General features: G+C 63.3%; 2 protein-coding genes. Both read left to right on the top strand.

All coding sequences use genetic code 11. From position 1 onward, the window contains the following. Positions 1-101: 101 nt before the first annotated feature. Entirely contained in the window at positions 102-947 is an 846-nt protein-coding gene (locus tag ACO6VM_RS10780; RefSeq protein ID WP_110992491.1) for an AAA family ATPase, read from the top strand. A gap of 13 nt (positions 948-960) precedes the next feature. Next, on the top strand, positions 961-2,139 hold the full coding sequence (locus ACO6VM_RS10775) for a vWA domain-containing protein (protein WP_125857790.1): 1,179 nt from the start codon (positions 961-963) through the stop codon (positions 2,137-2,139). The last annotated feature ends 87 nt before the right edge of the window (positions 2,140-2,226 follow it).

Genomic DNA, 2,226 nt, shown 5'->3' with positions numbered 1-2,226 from the left:
GTAGGGAAGCCAACCCCCCCCCACTCACGATCGGTGCGGGGCGGTGCGGCTTCCCCCCCCCCCGATAAGGTCGCCACGGGCTTTCCCCAGAGGATCGGTTCATGAAGTTCGAAGGCACCCGCGACTACGTCGCCACAGACGACCTGAAACTGGCGGTCAACGCGGCCATCACCCTGGAGCGCCCGCTGCTGGTCAAGGGTGAGCCCGGCACCGGCAAGACCATGCTCGCCGAGCAATTGGCCGCCTCGTTCGGTGCGCGCCTGATCACCTGGCACATCAAGTCGACCACCAAGGCCCACCAGGGCCTCTACGAGTACGACGCGGTCAGCCGCCTGCGCGACTCGCAGTTGGGCACCGACAAAGTCCACGATGTGCGCAACTACCTGAAAAAGGGCAAGTTGTGGGAAGCCTTCGAGGCCGAGGAGCGGGTGATCCTGCTGATCGACGAGATCGACAAGGCCGACATCGAGTTCCCCAACGACCTGCTGCAAGAGCTCGACAAGATGGAGTTCTACGTCTACGAGACCGACGAGACCATCAAGGCCAAGCAGCGCCCGATCATCATCATCACCTCCAACAACGAAAAGGAGCTGCCCGACGCCTTCCTGCGCCGCTGCTTCTTCCACTACATCGCCTTCCCCGACCGCGACACCCTGCAGCGCATCGTCGATGTGCACTACCCGAAGATCAGCGAATCGCTGGTCAGCGAGGCGCTGGACGTGTTCTTCGACGTGCGCAAGGTGCCGGGCCTGAAGAAAAAGCCCTCCACCTCCGAACTGGTCGACTGGCTCAAGCTGCTGATGGCCGACAACATCGGTGAGGCAGTACTGCGTGAACGCGATCCGACCAAGGCCATCCCGCCGCTGGCCGGGGCCCTGGTCAAGAACGAGCAGGACGTGCAACTGCTCGAGCGCCTGGCCTTCATGAGCCGGCGCGGCAACCGCTGACAGGAGCCGGGCCATGCTGCTCAACCTGTTCAATGAAATGCGCGCGGCCAAGGTGCCGGTGTCGGTGCGCGAGCTGCTCGACCTGCACCACGCCCTGCAGAAGGGCGTGGTGTTCGCCGACATGGACGCGTTCTACTACCTCGCCCGGGCCATCCTGGTGAAGGACGAACGCCATTTCGACAAGTTCGACCGCGCTTTCGCCGCCTACTTCAAGGGCCTGGACAACCTCGACCGGCACATCGAGGCGCTGATCCCCGAAGACTGGCTGCGCAAGGAGTTCGAGCGCTCGCTGAGCGACGAGGAACGCGCGCAGATCCAGTCCCTGGGTGGCCTGGACAAGCTGATCGAGGAATTCAAGAAACGCCTCGAAGAGCAAAAGGAACGCCACGCCGGCGGCAACAAGTGGATCGGCACCGGCGGCACCAGCCCGTTCGGCTCGGGCGGTTTCAACCCCGAGGGCATCCGCGTCGGCGAGGCCGGCAAGCGCCAGGGCAAGGCGGTGAAGGTGTGGGACCAGCGCGAGTACAAGAACCTCGACGACCAGGTCGAGCTGGGCACCCGCAACATCAAGCTGGCGCTGCGCCGCCTGCGCAAGTTCGCCCGTGAAGGCGCCGCCGAAGAGCTGGACATCGACGGCACCATCGACCACACCGCCCGTGACGCGGGGCTGTTGAACATCCAGATGCGCCCGGAACGGCGCAACACGGTGAAGCTGCTGTTGCTGTTCGACATCGGCGGCTCGATGGATGCCCATGTGAAGGTGTGCGAAGAGCTGTTCTCGGCCTGCAAGACCGAGTTCAAGCACCTGGAGTACTACTACTTCCACAACTGCGTCTACGAGTCGGTGTGGAAGAACAACCTGCGCCGCACCTCGGAGCGTTTCGCCACCTTCGACCTGCTGCACAAGTACGGCGACGATTACAAAGTGATCTTCGTTGGCGACGCCGCCATGGCCCCCTACGAGATCACCCAGCCGGGTGGCAGCGTCGAGCACTGGAACGAAGAAGCCGGGTATGTGTGGATCCAGCGCTTCATGGAGAAGTTCAAGAAGGTCATCTGGATCAACCCGTACCCCAAGCAGGCCTGGGACTACACGGCGTCAACCCACCTGGTGCGCGACCTGATCGAGGACAAGATGTATCCGCTGACCTTGCAGGGGTTGGAAGACGGGATGCGTTACCTCTCCAAGTAGTGTTTTGACTGGACTGACCTCATCGCGGGGGGGGGGAAACCCCCCCCCCATACCCGCGGGGGGAAGCGTGGGGGTAGGGGTGGCTCC

It is taken from the genome of Pseudomonas sp. GZD-209 (assembly GCF_049310485.1).
Taxonomy (GTDB): domain Bacteria; phylum Pseudomonadota; class Gammaproteobacteria; order Pseudomonadales; family Pseudomonadaceae; genus Aquipseudomonas; species Aquipseudomonas sichuanensis.
The sequence above is the reverse complement of the archived record's forward strand: the minus strand, read 5'-3'. Positions and strand labels throughout refer to the sequence as shown.